General features: G+C 63.2%; 13 protein-coding genes. 9 read left to right on the top strand and 4 right to left on the bottom strand.

Going from position 1 to position 18,058, the window contains the following annotated elements; translation table 11 throughout:
• Positions 1-139 precede the first annotated feature (139 nt).
• The gene (locus tag GUY37_RS18455; protein WP_166829999.1) at positions 140-652 is read right to left on the bottom strand and encodes a YqeB family protein; all 513 of its coding nucleotides are present in this window, start codon (positions 650-652) and stop codon (positions 140-142) included.
• A 146-nt stretch (positions 653-798) separates the two neighbouring features.
• On the opposite strand from GUY37_RS18455, the gene GUY37_RS18450 reads away from it, so the two are divergent.
• The 4 genes from GUY37_RS18450 (at position 799) to GUY37_RS18435 (ending at position 6,797) form a co-directional block, all read left to right on the top strand.
• Positions 799-1,437 carry a TetR/AcrR family transcriptional regulator gene (locus GUY37_RS18450; protein ID WP_228278251.1) on the top strand — a complete coding sequence of 213 codons (639 nt, stop codon included), beginning with the start codon at positions 799-801 and terminating at the stop codon, positions 1,435-1,437.
• Positions 1,438-1,609: 172 nt separating this feature from the next.
• The gene (locus GUY37_RS18445; protein ID WP_166828794.1) at positions 1,610-3,556 is read left to right on the top strand and encodes a hypothetical protein; all 1,947 of its coding nucleotides are present in this window, start codon (positions 1,610-1,612) and stop codon (positions 3,554-3,556) included.
• Positions 3,557-3,863: 307 nt separating this feature from the next.
• Entirely contained in the window at positions 3,864-5,690 is a 1,827-nt protein-coding gene (locus GUY37_RS18440) for a siderophore-interacting protein (protein ID WP_208094721.1), read from the top strand.
• 93 nt (positions 5,691-5,783) lie between these two features.
• Positions 5,784-6,797, top strand: coding sequence for an ABC transporter substrate-binding protein (locus tag GUY37_RS18435; RefSeq protein WP_166828791.1), 1,014 nt, complete (start codon positions 5,784-5,786; stop codon positions 6,795-6,797).
• 10 nt (positions 6,798-6,807) lie between these two features.
• On the opposite strand, the gene GUY37_RS18430 is transcribed toward GUY37_RS18435, so the two are convergent.
• Positions 6,808-7,263, bottom strand: a complete 456-nt coding sequence (locus GUY37_RS18430; RefSeq protein WP_009883814.1) for an Lrp/AsnC family transcriptional regulator — start codon at positions 7,261-7,263, stop codon at positions 6,808-6,810.
• A gap of 353 nt (positions 7,264-7,616) precedes the next feature.
• Between GUY37_RS18430 and GUY37_RS18425 the strand changes: the two genes are divergently transcribed.
• Genes GUY37_RS18425 through GUY37_RS18415 form a run of 3 tightly spaced genes read left to right on the top strand, consistent with a single transcriptional unit; the run spans position 7,617 to position 11,888 of the window.
• Complete coding sequence (locus GUY37_RS18425) at positions 7,617-8,393, top strand: electron transfer flavoprotein subunit beta/FixA family protein (RefSeq protein ID WP_152346098.1); 777 nt, start codon at positions 7,617-7,619, stop codon at positions 8,391-8,393.
• Positions 8,394-8,404: 11 nt separating this feature from the next.
• Positions 8,405-9,382: an electron transfer flavoprotein subunit alpha/FixB family protein gene (locus GUY37_RS18420; protein ID WP_166828789.1), complete on the top strand. Its 978-nt coding sequence runs from the start codon at positions 8,405-8,407 to the stop codon at positions 9,380-9,382.
• Between the two features lies 1 nt (position 9,383).
• A complete protein-coding gene (locus GUY37_RS18415; protein ID WP_166828786.1) occupies positions 9,384-11,888 on the top strand; it encodes a cytochrome b/b6 domain-containing protein in 2,505 nt (834 codons plus the stop codon).
• 112 nt (positions 11,889-12,000) lie between these two features.
• Here the strand turns inward: GUY37_RS18415 and GUY37_RS18410 are convergent, their stop codons facing one another.
• On the bottom strand, positions 12,001-12,771 hold the full coding sequence (locus tag GUY37_RS18410; protein WP_166828783.1) for a creatininase: 771 nt from the start codon (positions 12,769-12,771) through the stop codon (positions 12,001-12,003).
• A 41-nt stretch (positions 12,772-12,812) separates the two neighbouring features.
• Positions 12,813-14,657, bottom strand: a complete 1,845-nt coding sequence (locus GUY37_RS18405; RefSeq protein WP_323127516.1) for a BCCT family transporter — start codon at positions 14,655-14,657, stop codon at positions 12,813-12,815.
• A 391-nt stretch (positions 14,658-15,048) separates the two neighbouring features.
• Between GUY37_RS18405 and GUY37_RS18400 the strand changes: the two genes are divergently transcribed.
• Positions 15,049-16,560: a helix-turn-helix domain-containing protein gene (locus GUY37_RS18400; protein WP_166828780.1), complete on the top strand. Its 1,512-nt coding sequence runs from the start codon at positions 15,049-15,051 to the stop codon at positions 16,558-16,560.
• Positions 16,561-16,713: 153 nt separating this feature from the next.
• Entirely contained in the window at positions 16,714-17,973 is a 1,260-nt protein-coding gene (locus GUY37_RS18395) for an aminopeptidase P family protein (protein ID WP_166828777.1), read from the top strand.
• The last annotated feature ends 85 nt before the right edge of the window (positions 17,974-18,058 follow it).

Raw genomic sequence — 18,058 nt, 5'->3', positions numbered from 1 at the left:
TGTCGCGGCAGGTGAGGACGGGCGGCCATTCGTCGCGTCAACTCGGGACGAAGGGGCCGGTACCGGCAGGTCGAGTGGACGTTTGGCTGGAGGGCCGGGGAGGCGATGTGCGTCGTCCTCACCTTCGCCGTCGGGATCCTCAGATCTCGCCCCAGCGATATCCACGGGAGGTGAAGGCCTCGGCGATCGCGGCTTTCTTGCCCTCGATATCTCCCTTGAAGGCCTGATGCCCGCCTTCGGTGACGACGACGAGCTTGCCGTCGGCGAAATATGCGGTCGAGAACGAGGCGCGGGAGATGCGCAGCGGGTGGTCGTCGTCTCTTCCGATGATGATTCCGTGCTCATCGATGACCAGGGGAGTGGTCGAGGCGGAGATGACGAAGGCGGCGATGAGTCCGAGTGCTCCGCCGATGATCGGTCGGGCGATGACGACCCACGCCTGGTCGAAGCGGCTGAGCTTCTCGATGACGTCGCCGAAGGGGATGGGGAATGTCGCGGCAATCGATCCGAGTGCGGGCAGGAAGAATCCGAGCGCCACGCCGATGCCGATGCAGGCGAGACCGATGACGACGACATCGGCGCGACCGAGCGCGAACGTCGCGGCTTGGGGCTGCTGGGCGGTGGAGTCGTTCTTCTGCTGGGGCTTATCCATCACTTGCTCGATCCTCGAAGGCGCTGTCGGTACTCCATGATACCAAAGTGGAACAACAGTGTTCCATAAGTAGACTGGTCTGTATCAACTGCGCGACTGTTCCCGGAGCATTCGCAGAGTCACGTTCACCGAGTCAGGGAGGGGTTGTGCCGGTGCAGGGCATGCGTCGATTGGGCCGAGAGGCCCTGGTCAGCGAGGCGCTGACCTGCCTTGCCGCGAACCCGCAGGCGTCGATGATCGAGCTCTCGCAGTCAATCGGTGTCGGCCGTACGACCCTCTATCGGCATTTCGGTGATCGCGAGGCGCTCGTCGCCGCGGCGGGCCGGCTCGGTGCCCGGCGATTCGGCGAGGCGGTCATGAAGGCCCGTCCCGGCGAAGGGGCCGGATTGGCTGCGCTCGAGCGGATCTGTGCGGAGCTGTTCACTCTGCCCGATGTACTTACCCTGCTCTTCGCCGACAGCCCGATCATCACCGATGAAACCTTCGCCGAGGCGGCCGCCGAGTCCCGGACGGATGCTGACTCTCCGGCAGGCGCTGGGTCCCTTGCGGGTGCAGCTGTTGACGAGGACGATCCGCTCGAAGCCGTCATCGCGAGAGGACAGGCGGACGGGTCCATCGATGAAGGAGTGCCGATCGGCTGGGCGGCAGCGTTCGTCTACCTCACCATCGGCTCCGGACACCTCTACAGCGTGAGCGTCGGCGTCGACGATCCGACCGCGCGCGCTCAGTCTCTCGAATTGACCGTCAGGGCGGTGCGGAAGACTCTCGCCTCGTCAGAGGGCTGAGCGCTGACCAGAGCTTGAGCACTGACCGAGGCCGAAGCGGTGGGCGAGATCGGGGCGACACCCGGAGTGTGATCTCGGTAAAGCCGCGAGGCAATGCCGGGTCGGTTGTGTGGCGGATGAGGTCGGGCTTGTTACCGTTATTGCTTCAGTTCATCCTCGGCAGGAGCAACGCGTGTCTTCTTTCTTCGACAGTCCCGAATTCCACGGTATGGCAGCGGACGGCAGTATCAGCCACGACCCCGGTATGGGCGATCGGATGATGCGGGAGCTGGCACCGTACCTCAAAGCCGAAGGCGTCGACATCGACGATCCGAATGCGGACTTCACCGAAGCCGAATTCCATGTAGCCATGGAGAAGGCACAGGGGGAGTACAAACGTCGCCTGTTCACTCCGGTCGGTGCCCATCGCGGGCTGGCGCTGGGGAAGCTGCGGTCCTTCGCCCTTGCCTTCGCCGAGGGCGATATCAAGCGCGCCGAGGCTGTTGTGGCTTCCCTGCCCTCGGATCCCGAGGACTTCAATCCGAGCGTCGCACAGGTGACCGGGGCGGCGATGGGCCTGGTCGACGAATGGTTCACCGACGAGACGTATGGACCGAAGCTCGGCGGTGTGATGGCACCGAAGTGGTCGGCGAAGAAGTCCCGTGCCGTGGCCCGCGACATCCTGGCCCTGGCGCATAAGGGGCGCGTCGTCGACAGCCTCGACCGCCTCATCACCAGCAACAGCGGACTTCCCGTCCTCGAGGGCTCCATGCTCGCCGTGGCCGCTGCGGTCGTGCGTCTGACCAGGCGGGACAAGGTCTCAGCGGAGGAGGTCTTCGATGAGCTCATGCCACTCGACGGCTATCCGGAACCGGTCGCCGGCACCTACAGCCCCACCGACCGAGTGATCCAGGACGACCGGGAAGTTCAGGACGGCCCCGCTGCGGAACAGGAACTGCCGGAGTGGCTCGGCGGATCGAACGCTGCCGATAATGCAGCTGGTGCTGGCGCTGACCCGCAGGGCATCGATGAGCGAATGGACGAGGTCGAAAAGACCGTCTACGAGATGCCGCTCTACCAGCGCTTCCGCGACTGGCTGGCCGAGACCTACGACGATGTCGATGAAGACTCAGAGGTCTTCGACATCGCCCACCTCCTGTTCTGCATCGCCGTATCCTCCCGCGCAGATATCGACGAACCGGAGGGAATCGACGACCTCCTCGACGTCCTTGAGAGCTTCGCAGTCGACGGACAGGAGGACGCCGAGAAGGCCGACGGCGAATCGCCTTCGACGGTGATCTTCCTCGACAGCCTCGAGGCGCTCGACAACTATCTCCGCTTCCGCGCGGACACCGACGAGACCCCCGAACGCTGGAACGCCGCTCGCGTCCGAGCCGAGGCTGCGAGCATGCGCACCGACCCGCTGCCCTCGGCCCTGATGGCCGCCATCGAGGCCAATGCACTGAGCGAGGAGCAGCTCGCGCAGCCCATGCCGCAGAACCGCCTCGTCGCCGGCATCACCGGAATCCTCGCTTGGATCGGCGACTCCCGACCGCTGACCGGAACGGGACGCGTGAAGCGAGCCGATATCGCCGAGGCGGCCGGCAAGTTCGGCATCGACGCCGTCGGGGTAGCTTCGAACGCCCGGTACGAAGACGGTGTGAACTATGCGCGCAGCGCCGATGAGGTGCCCGTCCTCGAAGCGATGTGGGCCGTGATGCAGAGTGCTGAGATCACCGAGATCACCGGCACCAAGATCCGCCCGGGAAGCGCCGCCGACGAGTGGAAGAAGGGCGAGGTGAGCGCGGATACCGCACTGCCGGTCATCGGCGCGTTCATTCACGAACGGCTCCTCGACGTGGTCAACCTCGTCCCCGGCGACGACTACGCTGCCCCGGCAATCATGATCGCCCAGCGCCTCATCGAGATCCTCACTCCAGACTCGGCACCCGAACGCCCCGAACTCGACCTCGGCGAGGTGCGCAGCGAGCGACTCTCGAAGCTGCTGGCAGACGAGCTGCAGGAGCTCACCGAGCTCGGGCTCCTCACAGCAGACGGAGCCACGCTGTCCGTCGAGCCGGTGTACCGGCGCATCGTCGCCGGTGCCGCCCTCATGCTGCTCTCCGGACCGAGGGAATAGAACGAGGCCGGAGCAGAGGCGTCGGATCGAACTGAGACGGCGATGCGAGGGTGCTGAAAATCAGTGGTTGCACCTCTCGCGATCCCAGGTTAGGCTCACCTATGAGATATAGGGAACATCGGTCTTGCCTAAGGCAGTTGACACACCTGCTTGAAGTTGTGGGTCCGGCTTCTCCGTTTCTCGCTGTTTCATACGTCAAGAACCCTCGGAGCTGAATACATGCCGCGTACTTCCAGGCCTCTGCAGGTGCTGCCGATCATCCTGCGTGAGGTGGAAGTCACCGGCATCGTCGACATCACCCCCCAATATGCGACGCCTGACAGTGGCGGGCGATCAATTGGCGGAGGGTGAGGTCGACGGGATGGCGCGGCCTGCATTCCGCTCCGAGGGTTTCGACGATCACGTGAAACTCGTCATTCCCCCGTCCGACGGCTCATCCCTCGACATCGGCGAGCAGGAGGAGTTCCGCTTCAAGTGGAACCGCGAAGCGCTCAATCGCGCCCGTGACTACACCGTCCGCAGCGTCGACCCTGACAGCAATTCCTTCACCTTCGATGTCGTCCGACACGATTCCGGGCTCGCCTCGGACTGGGCCTTCGGCGTCACGGTCGGTGATCGCATCAGCTTCGCCGGGCCGAAGACCTGCGCCGGTCTGGCCGAGGACATCGACTTCCACCTCCTCGTCGCCGACGAGACGGCGCTGCCCGCCGTCGGACGCTGGCTCGAAGAGGCACCTGCGGGCACGCGCGGGCACATCATCGTCGAAGTCCCCACCTCCGACGACATCCAATACATCCCCACGGAGGCGAACGTCGAGATCGACTGGCTCGTCCGCGAATCCGCAGTGCCGGGCGAGTCGACTCTGATGTTCGACGCCGTGAAGAACCTCGGCCTGCCCGAAGGTCGCACTTTCGCCTGGTGGGCGGGTGAGACGCTGACCATCGCGCCCATCCGCCGCTACCTGCGCCGGGAGATCGGCCTTCCCAAAGAGGACGTCGAGGTCGTCGGCTACTGGCGGAAGATGCCGACTCGCCCCGCCGAGGCCGGGGCGGCAGTCGATTCGGAGGCCGGGTCCACGCTCGAGGGATCAGCCGCCGTGTCCACGTCGGCCGGCTCCGGCGCAGCGGGGTCCCCGGATTCGGCCGGGTCCGCCGCGACCGGGAGTGAGGGCCGCGCCGAACCGGACAGCACTCTCGAGGTCCTCCACCAGGTCCACGAAATGACCGAACTGCTCCCCGCGATCATCACCCGGACAGCCGTCACCCTTGGCATCAACGACCTCATAGCCGGTGGAGTCGCCACCGCCGAGGCGATCGCCGCCGAACTCGGCATCGACGCCGACCGCGTGCGGCCGGTGCTGACGGCCATGTGCTCCCTCGGACTCCTCGCGCGAGAGGGCGAGGCCTACCGCAACACCCCGACCGGAGCGGTCCTCACCGGCGAAGGCGCCTCCGACGGACTCGACCTGAGCGATCCGGCGCTGCTCGACCTGTTCTCCCTCGTCGATCTCGTCGACGTGCTCAGAGGCGGATTCGCCTCCCGCACTTCCCGTGCCTCGGCGATCGAGGCTCCCACCTGGCATGACCAGCGTGCCGCCGATCCCGGGCTCGACGCCGCCCATCGGCGCCGCAGCCTCGACCACCTTCAATACGTCCTCGATCTCATCCTCGATCTCGAGCCCGTGGCCACAGCCGGGAGCCTCGCCGTCGTCGGTGATGTCGACGCCGAGGCGGCCGCCGCCCTGACGCGGAAGGCCCCGCACTCCGGGCGGACGATCCACACCCCTGGCGCAGAGAGCCTGTCCGGCCGACGATCCTGGCCGGACGTCGACTGCACCCTCGTGATCGCCGGACTGACAGGGCGTTTCCGAGCAGAGGTGACAGCGCTGCTGGACCGGATGCTCGCAGCGAGCAGGACCCTGATCATCGTCGAACCCTTCACCGACGAGGCCGAGGCCGATGACCATCAGGCCGAGGAGCTCATCACGACCCTGGCCACCACCGGGAGCCCGTCGCTGACCAGCGACGGGATCGTCACGGACATGCACGCGCTCGGTGCCGCACACGTCGAGGTGAAAGACATCGGATGGGGATTCGGCCGCTTCCGATCGGCCGTGATCGCCACACGCTCCTGAACCGGCCCCGCCACCGCCCGGCCGCCTCACCCGGGCACCCCATCCGGACACCCATCCAGAACTGAATAGACCAGATAAGAATAAGGACAACCTATGTCATTGACACGCCTGACCTCTGCTCTCATCGCCGGAACCGCCGGCCTCGCGCTCCTCGCCGGATGCGCAGGCGGCGGTGAGGAAGCGAGCCCGGGCAATGCTTCCGAGACGCGCACCGTCACCGACGCGACCGGCGCGAAGGTCGAGGTGCCCGCCGACCCGAAGGCCGTCGCAACGCTGCACTATGCCGCCACCGAAACCCTCATGGACCTTGACGCGCCTCCCGTCGCCCAAGGCGAGTACCAGGATCCGGCCGTGCCCGAGGAGTGGATCGACGAGCTCGATAAGATCCCTGCGGTCAGTCAGCAGGAGCCGGACCTCGAGAAGCTCGCCGAGACCGAACCCGACCTCATCCTGTCCCCGAACATCTTCGAACCGGACATGATCGAGCAGCTCGAGGAGATTGCACCGGTCTACCAGTTCACCCTGCGCGGAGGCGACCGCGCGAATTGGCAGCAGCGGGTCGAAGAGGTCGCTGACGCCGTGAACAGGACCGATGAGCTCGACGAGCTCGACAGCGAGTTCCAGGCTCGGCAGAAGAAGCTCGGCGAGAAGTACTCCGAGGTCACCGAGGGTACGACGATCGGAGTCGTGTCCTCCTTCGAGGAGAACTCGGCCTACCTGTGGGGCAGCGAGAACATGCTCGGCACGATACTGTCCCCGCTCGGCTTCGACTGGTCGGCCGACGAGGACGCCATGGTGAAGAAGTACGGCAAAGCCGAACAGGGAGGCAATAAGTCCGGGACCGTCGAGTCCGAGGCTCAGATCTCGCTTGAGGTCCTCGACCGGAGCCTGTCCGACGCCGACGTCATCTTCGTCAACTCGGATTTGCGCGGCGACTACGATTCACTGACGAAGGCGCTCATGGACTCCGCCGTGTTCAAAGACCTCCCAGCCGTCAAGGCCGGACATGTCTATCCGATCGGCAAGGCCACGATCGCCGGCTATGCCGACGCGGATTACGGTCTCGACCTGGCCGAGAAGGCCATCACCGAATACCAGAAGGACTGAGTCACGGGAGTCAGCCGGCGCCCGGCCTGTGCCCCTCGGCTTCATCGAGGATGAGCAGCGATCGGGAGGACACGACGCCGGGGACTTCGTGGATTCTGCGCAGGATGACCTGCGAAAGTGCAGTGTTGTCCGGAGCGTTGACAGTGACCAGGGCGTCGATGTCCCCGCTGACGGCCTGCACCTTCTCGACGAAGGGCAGAGCGGCCAGGTCATCGCGGACCTGCGGCCACGGGCGCTCGCCGATCTTGACGACGACGACCGCGGTCACGGTCATGCCGAGGGCTTCGCGGTCCACCTCGGCGGTGAATTTCCTGATCGCACCCGACTCGATCAGGGTGGTGAAGCGCTTATGCGCGGCGGAGCGGGAGATGTGGACGCGTTCGGCCAGCTGGCGCACGCTCAGGCGCGAATCCTCGACGAGGGCGGCGATGATGCTGCGGTCGATGTCGTCGAGGTCGAAAGCCACGGGGCGCTCCTTCACCGTTGATGTTCGCGTCCTGCCCGCCCGAACCGAAGCGGCACCGGTCGGGAAAGGTCGGTCTGACCGCATGCTCACGGTCTGACCCCATTCTAGGGCCCCGCCTCGGCGCAGGACTCGTCGCAGCCGCTGCGCGGAACCCGCTTCCGGCATTGGACAAATTCTGTCGATCGTTCGTACAGTAACGAGCACGTCTGTGGTTCCCGCCACGTACCATGGATCATGGATATAGGATCGGTTCCGACTGGACCCGGTCAACGGACGGAAATCAGCCACCTGTAGATTATGAGATGAAAGTCTCATTGCAGCTGGAACTGCTTCACGAACCTAAGGAGTCATCCTTGAAGATCGCGGTGTTGGTCAAAGAGGTGCCGGATACCTACGGCGACCGCAAACTGAACTTGGAAACCGGGCTCGCCGATCGCGGCGCCTCGGAAGCCGTCCTCGATGAGATCGGTGAGCGTGCCCTCGAGGTTGCGCTGACCCAGAAAGACAGTGACGGCGACACCGAGGTGACCGTCATCTCGATGGCACCGGATACCGCGACCGCCACGATCCGCAAGGGTCTGGCGATGGGCGCCGACGACGCTGTGCACGTGGCCGATGAGTCGCTGACCGGGGCCGATCTGGGACTGACCGCCGAGGTGCTCGCCGCCGCTCTGCGCCGCGGTGAATTCGACCTCGTCGTCACCGGAAACGTCTCCACCGACGGCAACGGCGGCATGATGCCGGCGATGCTCGCCGAGCACCTCGACTATCCGCACGTGACCGGCCTGTCGACCGTGGAGCTGACCGATGGCAAGGTCTCGGGCACCCGCGGCGTCGAGGGCGGCCAGCAGCAGGTCTCGGCCGAACTGCCCGCCGTCATCTCCATCACCGAGGCGCTTCCCGAGGCCCGCTTCCCGAACTTCAAGGGCATCATGGCCGCGAAGAAGAAGCCCTTCGAAGTCATCAGCCTGTCCGATCTCGGCATCGACGCCGAGGACCAGTCCGTGGCCCGTTCCATCATGGTCACCGTCGCCGAGAAGCCGCCGCGCGAAGCCGGTGAGAAGGTCGTCGACGAAGGCAATGGCGGAGTCGAACTCGCCGAATACCTCACCAAGAACCGTCTGGCCTAAGGAGAATCGTCATGTCAGAATTCCCGCAGGATTCCATTCTCGTCGTCCTCACCGCCGATGCCGAGGGCCAGTTGGAGAAGCCGGCCGCCGAACTGCTCGGCGGCGCGGCTGAGATCGGCTCGCCCGTGGCCCTCGTGCTCGCCGCCGGAGCCGCCGACGCCGCTGCCGAGAAGGCCGCCGAACTCGGCGCCGTGGCGACCCTGACCGCCGCAGCCGCCGAGGGCAACCTCGGCACCGCGGCCGTCGATGCCGTGGCCGCAGCCGCCGAGCTCACCGCTCCCGACGCCGTCCTCGTGCCCAACACTCTCGACGGTCGTGACATCGCCGGTCGCTTTGCCGTGCGCAGCGGATCGGCTGTGTCCGTCGACGCCGTCGGACTCGAGCGCGACTCCGAGGGCATCGTGGTCAACCATTCCGTCTACGGCGGCGGCTACACCGCGTCGTCGGCCCCGACCTTCGGTGCCCCGATCGTCACCGTGCGGCTGGGCTCGATCGAAGCCCGCGCCGAAGCGCAGTCCGCGAACACGCAGGCCCTCGAGGTCGCCGATTCCGGTAAGCGTGCGGCCTCGATCGATTCGTTCGAAGCCGTTGTCGAGACCTCGTCGCGGCCCGAGCTGCGCGGTGCGCAGAAGGTCGTCTCCGGTGGTCGCGGCGTCGGTTCGGAAGAGTCCTTCGAACTCGTCGGCCAATTCGCCGACACTCTCGGTGCCGCACTCGGTGCCTCCCGTGCGGCCGTCGACGCCGGCTATATCGCGCAGTCGCACCAGGTCGGCCAGACCGGTGTGTCCGTGTCCCCGCAGCTCTACGTGGCGCTGGGCATCTCCGGCGCGATCCAGCACAAGGCCGGAATGCAGACCTCGAAGACCATCGTTGCGGTCAACAAGGACGCTGAAGCCCCGATCTTCGACATCGCCGACTTCGGCGTCGTCGGCGACCTGTTCAAGGTCGTTCCCCAGGCCATCGAATCACTGAACGAGAACAAGTCCTGATATGGCAACCTATTCCAGTTCGCTGCGCTCGGGTCTGCCCCGGGTCGAAGGCGGAGATCCCTGGCCCCCGGAGGGCACCATCGGCGAACCCTTGGAGGAGGGCGCATCGTGGCTGCCGGAGACTGCCGAGACGGAGGAACTGGATGAAGGTTCCCCCGCCGAGGCGGCCGAGTCCGATGTGACCGACGCCGAGGAATCGACGGAGACCGTGGCTTCCGCTGAAGCCGAAGAGCCCGTTGAGGATTCGGTCGAGGAGACCGTTGGAGATTCCGTCGAGGAACCAGCAGAGGCAGTTACTTCGGCCGAAGTGCCCTTGCGTCGCGGCCTGCCGCGCGTCGAGGGTGGAGAGCCCTGGCCGCCGGAAGGTCTTGCTCCGGCCGGAGTGAAGGCCGCCGGTGCCTCAGCTGCTCCTGTCGCGTCTGCAGAATCGTCGGCTCCGGAAGAGCCTGCAGTCGAAGTGGATGTCGCTGTCGAGGATTCGACCGAGGATGCGGCGTCCGCTGAATCGGACGAACAGGCCTCGGCTGCCCCGGCTGCAGCTGCCGCGACGGCTGGTACCGGAGTGGCCGCTGGCGCTGCCGTCGTCGCTTCCGGTTCGGACGATGAGTCGTCTGCGGCAGAACCTGCCGCCACTGATGCTACTGCCGCCGAATCAGCTCCTGCCGCCGAGGTTCCACTGCGGCGCGGTCTGCCGCGTGTTGCCGGTGGAGATCCTTGGCCACCGGAAGGCTTCGCGCCCGCCGGCGTCAAGGCCGCAGGTGGATCCGCCGCTGGCGCTGCTGCTCCGGCAGCGGCTGCGCCTACGGGCGAGGCTGCAGAAGAACCGGCTGCTCAGCCTGACTCTGCCGAAACTGTTGCCGCTGAGACCTCAGCGGACACTGTTTCTGAATCGTCGTCTGCTGCTCCTGCTGCTGCGGCAGCGGGTGCCGGTGCCGCAGGTGCCGGCGTGGCTGGAGCAGCCGCGAGCGGTGAGGGCTCCGGAGAACTATCCGATGTACCGCTGCGCCGAGGACTTCCCCGCACCGTCGGGGGAGACCCCTGGCCGCCGGAAGGCTTCGCACCCGCACACGCTGCCAAACCTGCCGCGGGCTCGGCCGCCGCTTCGGCTCCGGCTGAAGAGAAGGCCGCCGACGCCACGTCGACCGATGCCGCATCTGCCGAGGCAGGCAAGCCAGCCGAACACGCACAGTCCGGCGAAGCCGCGAAACAGGAATCGAAGCCGGCTGCCGCTGACGAATCCGGTGAGAAGAAGCCCCAGGGTCGACGCACCGGAATCGGCGGCGTCGGTGCGGCAGCCGCTGGCGCGGGAGCCGCCGCCGGTGCAGGTGCGGCCGCTGCGGGAGCCGCCTCGGCGTCAGAGAAGAAATCTGACGAAGCCGAGAAGAAGCCCGCTCAGCGCAAGCCGATGGCGAAGCCTGCGGCGAAGACCACGGACAAGCCCGCCCAGCGCAAACCGATGGCCAAGCCCGCCGCGAAGGCCGACGACAAGGCTGCGGCACGCACCGCGGACAAGCCGGCCGCGAAGACGGCACCGGCCGCGAAGGCCGCGTCGTCCGGTTCGGGCAGCACCACCTCGGCGAAGCCTGCAGCGAAGAAGGAACCGGTCATGATCGGTTCGAAGTCGCTGGGACAGTGGTCCAAGCTCGTCGGGCTGGGTCTCGGCGGACTCATCGTCGTGGCCGGGATCCTCATCCTCGCCGCGCGTGGTGTCACGACCCTGCCGGGTGTGCCGGAGTTCCTCGAACGCTACCCGGGCGAATATCACATCCCGGAGTTCGTCGATCCCGGCTTCCCGGGCTGGGTGCGGTGGACGCACTTCCTCAACATCTTCTTCATGGTGCTCATCATCCGTTCGGGTCTGCAGGTGCGACACCAGCAGAAGCCGCCGGCGTTCTACACCCCGAAGAAGGGCGGGAAGAAGGTCAGCATCAACCTCTGGCTGCACACGGGTCTCGACCTGCTGTGGCTGGCCAATGGTGTCGTCTTCGTCGTGCTTCTCTTCGTCTCCGGACACTGGGCACGCATCGTGCCGACCAGTTGGGAAGTCTTCCCGAACGCGCTGTCGGCGGCGCTGCAGTACGCGACGATGGAATGGCCGGTGGAGGATGCGTGGGTCAACTACAACGCGCTCCAGCAGCTCATGTACTTCATCATCGTGTTCATCGCCGCCCCGGTGGCTGCGATCACGGGTGTGCGGATGAGCGAATGGTGGCCGAAGGACGCTGCGACGCTGAACAAGATCTACCCGGCACCGCTGGCTCGGGCGATCCACTTCCCGACGATGCTGTTCTTCGTGTTCTTCATCCTCGTCCACGTATTCCTCGTGTTCACGACCGGACTGCGGCAGAACCTCGGTTACATGTTCGCCGGGACGAACATGCTCGGTTGGGCCGGGCTCATCTGGTTCCTCGTTGCGATGGTCGTGGTCGTGGCCGGTTGGTTCGCGGCCAGGCCGCTGCTGTTGGCTCCGATCGCGAACCTCTTCGGACGCGTCTCGAGCAGGTAGGCGGTGTAGCCGGCGCGACCGGAAGTCACAGCGGGCCCCGCACGATTATTCGATCGTTCGGGGCCCGCCATGTGTTGAGTATTTCCCCTGTGAGAGACATCAGTGAAGGTAACTACGGGCTGGAAGGTGTGTGTTCGAACTGGCTCTTGATCGCCGCTGCCATCCCCGCACTCGCTGTTTCGAGTAATATCCGCCCCTTGTCGGCAGTCGCCTCAACGGCCGACGATAAGCACCCGGACGCAGGTGTGAGCTCTGGACGGACCGGGAGCACATCGTAGTTCGGCAATTCCGCTGGGGGAGAGTCCTCTACCTTGGTCATGTCAACCTGTTCGGGAAACAGATGAAGCATCAGTGAGGTTTCGAGAACCCCACCATGCTCGAGATCCCAACCCGTGAAGCCGTGGGGATACAGTTTGGAGATCGTCTCGTCATCGACAAAGTCCCAATATGAGAGCAACATGATTCGAATATTGTCATGCCCGGCGTTCGCGAGTTCTTTCAGCGCCAGGTCTGCGCCCTCGTAGAGGAACTGGTAATTTTCGAAATGGCCGTTGATGAAACCTATCTGCTTGACTCCTTGCCTTACGAATTCAAGGACGAGTGTCTTGGCGATTGCAGTGACCAGGTCGCCAGTGAGGCTGGTTGTCCCAGGAAGGTGATTGCCACCCCCAGATCGCTGTTGTGACTTGTAGCCGTAGGAGATCGGAGCCGACACGACAGCCCCGATGCGCCTGGCCGTTTCACCGGCTATGGTGCGTGAGAGCAGGGAGTCGACATGCAGTGGCATATGTGGCCCGTGCTGTTCGATAGAGCCTGCTGGAATGAGCACAGGCGCTCCGGCCGCTAACTGCTCGGAATATGCGAATGCGTCGAGTTCTTCCATAAATACGGTCAACGTGAAGTCTCCATTTCCTTGTGATTAAGTCAGTTCCGGAGATCATCAGAGTCTCCGAGGTCTGTGCTCTGTCGCTCAGATTTCCTTGGATCGCTGATCTCGATAGGAACTCCGTGTTTGTCGACATAGTCATCTTCTGGGAGATAGTGGTTTTCATTGATGATCTTTTCTTCTCGTCTGATCTGCGCGTTACGGCTGCGTAATCTGCGAACGAGATTGGCGAACATCAGTAGCAGCACGAACGTGAATGGGAAGGCGCCGATGATCGTTCCCGTCTGCACCGTATCGACGACCGATGTCCCTCCGACGGTGAGAAGGACAACGGCTACGGTGCCGATGCTGAGCACGAGGACCACTCGGAACCAGGGGCCGGACTTCATCGGTGCTGTGACAAATTCGGCAAGCGCATAGGTCCCTGAGTCGAGACTTGTGACGTAGTAGGTGGCCACCAGGATCGTGGCGACCACGAGGAGAATTCCGCCGATCACAGGAACCATTTCGAGCATAGAGAAAAGTCCGGTTGACGTATCCCTGGCGACGTCGGACGAGATTGAGCCACCCGCTTGGTCGTCGTAGTAGATGGCGGCACCGCCGAGGATGGCGACCCAGACCATGACAATGAGCGAAGGCACGATTGTGACTCCGAGGACGAACTCGCGAATCGAACGACCGCGAGAAATCCGCGCGATGAATCCAGCGACGAACGGGGAGAACGCGATAACCCAGCACCAGATGAAGACGGTCCACGAACCGTTCCACGCATCTTCCCAGCTGCCCAGCGGTGCCGCGGAGATCTGCGCTTCGGTCCAGAAACTCATCGGCACAAAGTTTCCGATGAAGGAACCGAAAGACTGAGTCATGGATGAGAGGATGAAGATCGTGGGCCCGAACACCAGAACGCCGACCATCAGAATGATGCTGAGGATTGAGTTGGCCTCGCTGACTCGTTTCATTCCTTTATTCACTCCGAGAAAGGCCGAGACCATTGTCAACCCGCCGAGGACGGCGATGACAACGAGCCATAAGGTCGGTCCGCTGGGTAGACCAGTGAACGATGAGAGACCTGACGTGAACTGGAGTGCGGCGAATCCGAATGAGGTCGCAAGACCAAGAACCGTCGCGATGATTGCGAGCAGCTCCACAATGACTCCCGCAGTTCGGCGGGTCTTGAAGGGCAAGATGTCAACGACAGCTTCACGAAAGGTCAGGGTTTTACCGAGGTTGTGGTGGGAATAGGCGAGGCAGAGTGCAACGAGACAGTACATGGCCCAGGCAGTGAGTCCCCAGTGGAAGTAGGTCCATACGATCCCGCCCTCGGCGAGGAAATCACCGGGAGGAATCACCGGACTGCCCTCGCGGAGAAGAATCGGCTCAGCGACGGACCAGAAGATCAGTCCGATTCCCTGGCCGCAGGCAAACAGCATCGAATACCATGCAAACTTTCCATGTTCAGGACGAGCTTTGGGACCGCCGAGCCGAACTGAGCCGACTCTGCTGAAAGCGACCCAGGCGCAGAGGATGACTGCGATGATCGAGTAGGCGACGAACAGCCAGGTGAATTTGGAGGTGACGAAAGTCCGGAGCGCATTGATGACTTCGGCCGATCCTTGTGGATTGACAGTGACGGCTATGACGACTGTGACAATGAGGATCGGCGGCAGCACCATGATGATGTTGCGGTCGAGGGCAGCCATCTTTGATCCACGAAATCGCGGAATGGAGACGAATCTCGGCTCCTTCTCCTGGTCTGTATTGTCAGCGGGAATCGCGTCGGCCTCTTGCTCCTCGGTTTGAGCAGCGACTTCGTTGTGATCGCCTGAATGCATTTCGGAATCTCCATCGTTTCCTGCGGTGGGTTTGTGGCCAGTGGTCATGCCGAGTGTCCTTCCTTGAGCTGCGTCATTGCGCTTTCATCGGAGAAATCATCGTGATCGGCTGTGGTAACTCTGCTTTCCGCGTCCGAATTGGATACGGGATGCTTTCGCTCTTTGCGACTGGGTTGCCAGTGAATCCGCTGGAACTGCCGAAAGCTCTAGCCCGAATCTGATCAATGTCGAGCTGTGGCGACGACCGAACTGCCATTGGATTCTTCCCATCCTAGAGTTCCGTTTTTGTTGCGACAATGTTCGATCCGTCATGTGACTGAGGATTCGTATTGACAGAATGTAAAGTGAAAGAATTTCTTCGACATAGACTGTTCGAAGCATCGCAATAATCCGCGAGTCGAGAACTCGACAGTCGCGGAATTTCGGACGGAGTAGTCACATGAATATCGCAGAGGTGCTCGCCCACCCGACGATGAAGGCCGCAGATCCAGTCGTTCGAGCTGGCGCCGAACTAGTGAACACGCGCGACATACGGTGGGTGCACTCGAGCGAGGTCCTCGACATCGGCCTGCTGTTGCGCGGCGGTGAACTCCTTCTGACCGGAGGAGAGGCACTGGCGTCCGCTCCCGACGAGAAGCAGAAGCAATATGTCAGGGAACTCGCAGCACGTAACGTGGCGGCCTTGGCGATCGAGACTTGCAGCGACCTCGACGGAATCCCTGCAAGCATCATCGAGACTGCCGAAACGGAAAACGTAATTCTCATTGAACTGCGAGCAGTTGTGCCGTTCGTCGTCATTGCCGAATCGATCAACAGCGCTTTTGTGAGCGACTCCGTGGCCATGTTGCAGAAGGCGGAGGAGCTTTCGCACACGATTGCTGTCGATCTCGCAGCCGGTGCCGAGCTCCGAGACATTCTCGGAGTCATCGCAGCCGAGCTCTCTGCGTCCGTATCGTTGCTAGTTCCCGGCACCTTTTCGCGCGATCTCGTTGACATCGCAGATCCCTCTTCCGCTGGCGAAGCCGTATCGGACCCAATCGAGGTAGAGATTCCCCTTCGCGGGATTGTTGCCGCTGCGCTTCAGATCGAGATAGCCGATCCCGGAGAAGAAGCATACGTACGCACGGTCGGAGAGCGAGTTGCAGATGTGCTCGGACTTGCACTCCTGCAGCAACGTCCACCTTCGCTCAGTGATATTGCTGGAGTCCAACTGATCCGAGCGGTGGCGAACAACGAGCGTGGGGCCCCACTGGCAGATCTGTGCGCGTCGGCGGGCATTGAGCCGACAGCGCCGCTGGTGCTGATCGCTGCGCGGTCGACAGAGCCGAATAGGTTGAGGGGGAAATTCGAGCACACGCTCGCTGGCCTGGTGCCCCGGTCAGTGTTCTACGCCACGCCGGGTGAACTGATTGGTCTTGTGGTTCTCTCCGATTCCGGTCGACGTGCGAAGAGACGCGAGTTGATCACTGAGCTTGAGCTCAGCCTCGTTGCCGGAGACGGGACCGTGTGCGTCGGTCCGCTCGTCTCGGGTGCGGCAGCGGGTTACCGCTCGCTCACGCAGGCGGAGGCGGCGCTGAAAGTGGCACCTGTTACCGCGAATCGAGCAGTTGTGGTCGATTCTGATGACTACCTGGTCGACAGGATGCTCTCCGAGCATCTGGGCATCGAGACCAAGCAGGAGCTGATGGATGAGCTGCTTCAGGAACTGATTGAGCACGATGCCAGACGCGGCACATCGCTGATGGACACGCTCGAAACTTGGCTGATAAGCGGTTGCAACACGACAGCATCGGCACGGGCCCTGTTCCTAGAGCGGCAGTCGATGCACAACAGGCTTCAGAAGACCTTCTCACTGATCGGCGGTGACCCGCGCGGAACCGGAAGAGTCGGCAGTCTGTTTGTCGCGTTGCGTGTATACAGGCAGGCGACGGGAACGCGTACCCGAAACTGACTTTTCGAATGTGTCTTGACGAGGGGCAGGCCTGTCACATAACTTGGGTGCAACATAGTTGTACTGAATGCAACATGTGAAAGTGTCGTGATGCTGTCCGTGCGGGCCTTCTTATCGAAGGGTTGGTTCGGACGATTGATTCAAAGGAGAAACATGACTGTAAATGCGCCGACCTCACCCACCAACGTCGCCGAACTTGAGCGTCTCAAGGTCCTCCACAACGGATCCAAGACGCCCCTGACCTTCTCCGATGCGGAGATGGAGCGGAGGCTGACCGGGCTGCGCGCCATCATGGCCGATAAGGGCCTCGATGCCGTGGTCCTGACGTCGTATCACAACATCAAATACTATTCGGACTTCCTCTTCACCTACTTCGGTCGCTCCTATGCGATGGTCGTCACCGCAGATGACACCGTGACCATCACGGCGAACATCGATGCAGGAATGCCGTGGCGGACCAGCTACGGGGAGAACATCGTCTACACCGATTGGCGCCGTGACAACTACTACTACGCGATCCAGGAGGGCCTGCGTCAGCGTGGCATCGGCAACCCGCGCCGCCTCGGTGTCGAAGACGACAACCTGCCCCTGGAGAATCGCAACAGGCTCCAGGACGCCTTCCCGGGAGCGGAGCTCGTCGACATCTCGCAGGAGTCGATGCGCCAGCGGATGATCAAGTCACCCGAGGAGATCGAGGTCATCAAGCACAGCGCTCGCATCGGCGACCTCGGCGGCGAGGCTATCAAGGCTGCCATCACCGAAGGCATCAGCGAATACGAACTCGCGCTCATCGGCACTGAGGCAATGACTCATGAGATTGCAAAGACGTTCCCCGATCAGGAGATCCGTGACACCTGGGTGTGGTTCCAATCAGGTATCAACACCGATGGCGCGCACAACTGGGCGACGACACGACGGATCCGCAAGGGCGATATCCTCAGCCTCAACTGCTTCGCCATGCCGACCGGCTATTACACTGCGCTGGAGAGGACGCTGTTCTACGGCGAGCCGGATGAGCGGTCGTTGGAGCTGTGGAACGTCAACGTCGAAGTGCACAAGCGCGGCATCGAGCTCATCAAGCCAGGTGCTGTATGCAAGGACATCGCCGCCGAGCTCAACGAGATCTACATCGAGCACGGACTTCTGGCCAATCGCACCTTCGGATACGGACACTCCTTCGGGGTTCTCAGCCACTACTACGGCCGCGAGGCAGGTCTGGAGCTGCGCGAGGATATCGACACCGTCATCGAGCCGGGAATGGTGGTCTCGATGGAGCCGATGATCACGGTGTTGGAAGGTCAGCCGGGCGCTGGCGGGTATCGGGAGCACGACATCCTCGTCGTCGGCGAGGACGGCTCCGAGGACATCACGAAGTTCCCGTTCGGACCCGAACACAACATCATTCCCGCCTGAGTCTGTCAGAACGCCGGTTCCCACTGCCCGACGGTGGTCGGTGAGCTGGCGGTTCGGTGAGCGGGGAGAGCTGAGGACAAGACCT

Origin of the sequence: Brevibacterium limosum (genome assembly GCF_011617705.1) — a bacterium.
In the GTDB taxonomy this organism is placed as follows: Bacteria; Actinomycetota; Actinomycetes; order Actinomycetales; family Brevibacteriaceae; genus Brevibacterium; species Brevibacterium limosum.
The sequence above is the reverse complement of the archived record's forward strand: the minus strand, read 5'-3'. Positions and strand labels throughout refer to the sequence as shown.

What these genes read in the sequence shown, in the direction of transcription:
- GUY37_RS18455 (WP_166829999.1), bottom strand. Translation starts at nt 652, where the DNA reads ATGGATAAGCCCCAGCAGAAGAACGACTCCACCGCCCAGCAGCCCCAA.
- GUY37_RS18440 (WP_208094721.1), top strand. Translation starts at nt 3,864, where the DNA reads ATGCGACGCCTGACAGTGGCGGGCGATCAATTGGCGGAGGGTGAGGTC.
- GUY37_RS18435 (WP_166828791.1), top strand. Translation starts at nt 5,784, where the DNA reads ATGTCATTGACACGCCTGACCTCTGCTCTCATCGCCGGAACCGCCGGC.
- GUY37_RS18420 (WP_166828789.1), top strand. Translation starts at nt 8,405, where the DNA reads ATGTCAGAATTCCCGCAGGATTCCATTCTCGTCGTCCTCACCGCCGAT.
- GUY37_RS18415 (WP_166828786.1), top strand. Translation starts at nt 9,384, where the DNA reads ATGGCAACCTATTCCAGTTCGCTGCGCTCGGGTCTGCCCCGGGTCGAA.
- GUY37_RS18410 (WP_166828783.1), bottom strand. Translation starts at nt 12,771, where the DNA reads ATGGAAGAACTCGACGCATTCGCATATTCCGAGCAGTTAGCGGCCGGA.
- GUY37_RS18405 (WP_323127516.1), bottom strand. Translation starts at nt 14,657, where the DNA reads ATGACCACTGGCCACAAACCCACCGCAGGAAACGATGGAGATTCCGAA.
- GUY37_RS18400 (WP_166828780.1), top strand. Translation starts at nt 15,049, where the DNA reads ATGAATATCGCAGAGGTGCTCGCCCACCCGACGATGAAGGCCGCAGAT.
- GUY37_RS18395 (WP_166828777.1), top strand. Translation starts at nt 16,714, where the DNA reads ATGACTGTAAATGCGCCGACCTCACCCACCAACGTCGCCGAACTTGAG.